Origin of the sequence: Mesorhizobium sp. M7D.F.Ca.US.004.03.1.1, from assembly GCF_003998635.1 — a bacterium.
Classification (GTDB): Bacteria; Pseudomonadota; Alphaproteobacteria; order Rhizobiales; family Rhizobiaceae; genus Mesorhizobium; species Mesorhizobium loti.
The window spans coordinates 1-4,439 of the sequence record NZ_RZQG01000506.1; the positions used below are offsets into that span (position 1 = coordinate 1).

5 protein-coding genes are annotated in these 4,439 nt (G+C 63.6%); all 5 read right to left on the reverse strand.

Translation table 11 applies throughout. The features are described from left to right. Positions 1 to 421: substrate-binding domain-containing protein (locus tag EN935_RS24000; protein WP_164771301.1), on the reverse strand; the 421-nt coding region annotated here is incomplete at its 3' end. Between the two features lie 58 nt (positions 422 to 479). Next, positions 480 to 1,394 carry a sugar phosphate isomerase/epimerase gene (locus EN935_RS24005; RefSeq protein ID WP_127264824.1) on the reverse strand — a complete coding sequence of 305 codons (915 nt, stop codon included), beginning with the start codon at positions 1,392 to 1,394 and terminating at the stop codon, positions 480 to 482. A gap of 26 nt (positions 1,395 to 1,420) precedes the next feature. Then, entirely contained in the window at positions 1,421 to 2,518 is a 1,098-nt protein-coding gene (locus EN935_RS24010) for a Gfo/Idh/MocA family oxidoreductase (RefSeq protein ID WP_127264823.1), read from the reverse strand. A gap of 35 nt (positions 2,519 to 2,553) precedes the next feature. After that, positions 2,554 to 3,624: an ABC transporter ATP-binding protein gene (locus tag EN935_RS24015; RefSeq protein WP_127264822.1), complete on the reverse strand. Its 1,071-nt coding sequence runs from the start codon at positions 3,622 to 3,624 to the stop codon at positions 2,554 to 2,556. Between the two features lies 1 nt (position 3,625). Next, on the reverse strand, positions 3,626 to 4,439 hold an 814-nt coding region (locus EN935_RS24020), incomplete at its 5' end, for an ATP-binding cassette domain-containing protein (RefSeq protein ID WP_127373672.1).

Genomic DNA, 4,439 nt, shown 5'->3' on the forward strand with positions numbered 1-4,439 from the left:
TGACACCGGCCTCCTTGAGATCTGCGCCAACATAGGCTTGCCGTCCGGTCGCCGGATCGTCTGTGTTGAAGAACACTATCGGAATGCCGGCTGCCTTGGCCGCCTTGACCTCCTCGGTCCACAGGCCTGGCTGCGCCGAGGTGGTGGCGATGCCGTCGGGCTTGGCGGCAAGCGCTGAGTTGAAGGCCTCCTTCTGCGCTGCCATGTCGCCGCCGCTGAAGGAGATCTTGCAGGTCACCTTGAGCTGGTCGCAGGCCTTTGTGGCGCCGGCATTCCAGTCGAGCCAGAATGCATCCGACGGACCGCCATGCGACAGCAGGTAGAAGGTCTTCTGGCCATCCTGCGCCAACGCCGGCGCGCTCAACGAAACGCCGGCGAGCAGCGTTGCGGCGGCCGCCAGTTTCAATGCGAATTTCAACATTTTCTTCTTCCCTTGCTTTTGGGCCGCGCCGCCGCAAATCGACGGCGCGCAGTGACCGTCACAGACCGTTGGCGCGGAACTTCCCATCGAGGAATTTCTTGGCACGCGGCACGTCGTCTTCCGAGAGATGCTCGATGATCACCGGGATATTTGGATGCTTTTCCGCCAGCCGCTGGAGATAGAGGTCATAGTTCAGCGAACCGAGGCCCGGTGCCGGCAGCTCGATTTCACCGACGCCGCGGAACGTATGGCTTTCCAGCGCGTCCTCGTCGCCAATATCGGCGTGTTTCTCGGACTTGTCGCCGCCCGAACGCTTGACGTCCTTGGCGTGCGCTATTCTGATCTTGTCGGTCAGCGTGTCGAACACCTGGTTCAGGATCTGGTCCATCCTGTCGATGTTGTGCGTCTCGAAATAATTGGTCGGATCCATCAACAGGCCGAGGCCGGGATGGTCGACCTGCGCGAACATCTTCACAGTCTCCTCGACCGAGCCGACGACGTTGTTGACATAGGTCTCGAGCAGGAAGACCGCGCCGTGGTCATAGGCCGTCTGGGCGAGGTCGGCGACCACCTTGCGGCATTCCTCGAACCCTTCCTCGGTCTTGTTCTTGGGGTGATGCACCCAGTCGGATTCGGTGTTGTAGGTGCCGGTCTCCGAGATCACGTAAGGCGAGCCGAAATGGCGGGCGTTGCGGATGATCTCCTTGAGGTAGCCGACACGCTTGTCGCGCTCGGCCTTGTCGGGATGAATGATGTTGGTGTAGCCCGACACGCAGCAGACCGGCAGATTGTGGTCGCGGAAGACATCGCGCACCTTCTTGGCCTTGTCCTTGGTGATCTGCCCGGCCGACAGGTCGACATCCTTGAAATGTAGGTCGAGCTGCACCGTGTTGAAACCGAGCCCGCGGATCTTCTTCGCCGTCTCTTCGAGGCCGTACGGGAAATAGCCCGTGAAAATACCTGCCTGCATCATGGTGTGAATTCCTCCCTGTAAGCGATTCAGTTGATTGAAGTTGTCGAGATTTCGGAAAGCTTGACCGTGCGGCCCTCGTCGATCGAGCGGTAGCCGGCCTCGACCAGCGCCATCGTCTTGACGTTGTCGGCGACCGACAGCGCCGGAGGCGTGCCGGTCTTCACCGCGTGCTGGAGCTGTTCCATCACGCCGATAAAGGCATGCGGGAACCACATCGTGTCCCAGCTTGGGCTGACCCACTCGCCGCCGGTCGTCTTGGCCGAGGCATAGGTCAGCGTCGAGGCAGCGCCCGTCGGCCAGCCGATGCTGCCCTTGGCGACGCCCTTGGTGCCGTCGACACGCCAGTTGATGTGCTGGTCGTCCTTGTAGCCGTCCTGGCGCGGACCGGACCAGACATCCTCCAGCGACACGGCGAGCACGCCGGACGGGAACCGCAGCGTCGACACCGTGATGCCGTCCGAGTGGTCGAATTTCGTGCGCGGGTCCTTGCGCGTCAGCGTGGTGATCTCGTCGGGATCGCCGAACAGGAAGCGCAGCACGTCGAGGTGATGCACGCTCATATTGGCGAGCGTCAGCCGGTCGTAATCCTCGAGGAAGCTCTGCCAGTGCGGGATGGCGTGCATGTCGATCTGCGCGAAGACGATGTCACCCAGCGCGCCGCTGTCCATGATCTGCTTCAAGACGCGCATCGACTGGTCGTAGCGCATGTTCTGGTTGACCGAGAGGATCTTGCCGGCCTTCGCCGCCTCGTCGCGCAGCTTGACCGCTTCCTCGACCGACAGCGCCAATGGCTTCTGCGCCAGGATTGCCTTGATGTGCTTCTGCTTCAGCGCATGGCGGATCAGCGCCGGTTGCTGGTCCGGCGGAAAGGCAAGGTCGATGATCTCGACATTCGTATCCTCGATCAGCTTTTCGGGCGTATCGTGGACGGTCGGGATGCCCCAGCGCGTCGCCACCTTCTCGGCACTGGCTCTGGTGCGCGAAGCATTCGCCACCACTGGGAAGCCAGCTTCCTTGTAGGCAGCGAGATGGCACTCGGCCATGATCATGCCGGCGCCGACGCAGCCGATCTTGTATTCTTTCGTGCGGACCTTCACGTCCGGCTCGAAGCCCTTGTTTGCCATCTGATCCTCCCGAAGCTCGTTTCTTGCGGCCGCCGTCATCGTGCCAGCGCTCCCCCGCTCTGTCCGAAATAATGCACGCGGGCCGGCTCGCAGGATATCGCCACCAAGGCGTCCGGCCGGATGTCGGGCTGGCCGCGCAGCAATGCCTTCAGCCGCGCCTGCCCGGCAGCGAGCGTCACCACGGTATAGCCGCCAAGCGGCTCGACCTCGAACACCCGCGCCGGGCGGGCTAGGCCCCCTGTTCCCTCGATGGGCCACGGTCTGACCTTGATGTCTTCCGGCCTGAGTCCGATCTCGACGGCATCAGTGGGAGCAGCCTTGTCGGCAATGCGGATCGTGCCTTCGGCAGCCTCGACACCGCCCTCGCCGCGCACCGATTTCAGGATGTTCATCATCGGCGAGCCGAGCAGCCGCGCCACATAGGTGCTGGCCGGGCGGTCATAGATTTCGGCCGGCGCGCCGATCTGCCTGATCCTGCCGTCCTCCAGGATGGCGATGCGGTCGGCGACCGACATCGCCTCTTCCTGGTCATGCGTGACATAGATCAGCGTCTTGCCGAGTTCGCGCTGGATGCGCTTCAGTTCGACGCGCGTTTCTTCGCGCAGCCTGGCGTCAAGCGCCGAGATCGGATCGTCCATCAGATAGGCGTTGGGATCGCGCACAAGCGCACGCGCAATCGCCACACGCTGCCGCTCGCCGCCCGAAAGCTGTCCCGGCGGCTTGTGCAGGATGTGGCCGATATGCAGCTTCGCCGCGACGTCGGCAACGCGCCTCTTGATCTCGACCTCGGCGACCCGCCGTTCGACCAGGGGGAAGCGCACATTGTCGAGCGCGCTCATATGCGGAAACAGCGCCAGATTCTGGAACACCATGGCGACATTGCGCTCCGCCGGCGACACCGTGTTGACCGGCCTGCCGCCGATCAGGATTTCTCCGGTATCCGGTGTCTCCAGCCCCAGCACAAGGCGCAGGATCGTCGACTTGCCCGACAGCGGCGGACCGAAGAAGCAGAAGAACTCATTGTCGTTGACCGTGAACGAGGCGTCATCGACGGCGAGTGTGCCGCCGTAGCGCTTGGTCACATTGCGGAAGACGATATCGGCCATCTCAACCTGCCTTCATCGCCAGGCCGGTAGCGGCGTCGAAGACCCGCACCGACGACGCAGCGGGAGCGACGATCGCGGTGTCGCCGATCGCCAGCCCGACATCATTGTCGAACACCGTTTTCACAGCGCCCTCACCCAGCCCGAGATGCACAATGGTGCGCGCGCCGATCCGCTCGACGAAGGTGACCTGCATGGCGAGGCCTTGCCCATTTTGCACCAGCGTCGCTTGCTCTGGCCGAAATCCGTAAAGCACCTCGCCGCGCGCGCCGCGCAAGGCGGCCGCGAGTGCGTCCGGCAGCGGCGGCGTGATACCCAAGGGCCCGAGATCGACGACCAGCCCACGATCGCTCTCCGCCGGCCTGCCCTTGAGCAGGTTCATGCCCGGCGCGCCGATGAAGCGGGCGACGAAGACATTGGCCGGGTCGTTGTAGACCTCGAGCGGCGTGCCGACCTGCTGCAGCACGCCATGGTCCATGACCGCGATGCGGTCGGCCATGGTCATCGCCTCGAGCTGGTCGTGGGTGACATAGACCATGGTCTGGCGAAACTGGCGCTGCAACTGCTTCAGTTCGGTGCGCATGACGGCCCGGAAGGCGGCGTCGACATTGGACAGCGGCTCGTCGAGCAGGAAGATCGCCGGCTCCATGATCGCCGAACGGCCGATCGCTACCCGCTGCAAGATGTTGACCGAGAGCCGGTCGGCCTTGCGGTCGAGCAGCGGTGTCAGCTGCAGCATCTCGGCGATGGCGCCGACGCGACGGTCGATCTCGGCTTTGGCAGCCCCTCGCATTTTGGGGCCGTAGGCGAGATTCTGG

What these genes read in the sequence shown, in the direction of transcription:
- EN935_RS24015 (WP_127264822.1), bottom strand. Translation starts at nt 3,624, where the DNA reads ATGGCCGATATCGTCTTCCGCAATGTGACCAAGCGCTACGGCGGCACA.
- EN935_RS24010 (WP_127264823.1), bottom strand. Translation starts at nt 2,518, where the DNA reads ATGGCAAACAAGGGCTTCGAGCCGGACGTGAAGGTCCGCACGAAAGAA.
- EN935_RS24005 (WP_127264824.1), bottom strand. Translation starts at nt 1,394, where the DNA reads ATGATGCAGGCAGGTATTTTCACGGGCTATTTCCCGTACGGCCTCGAA.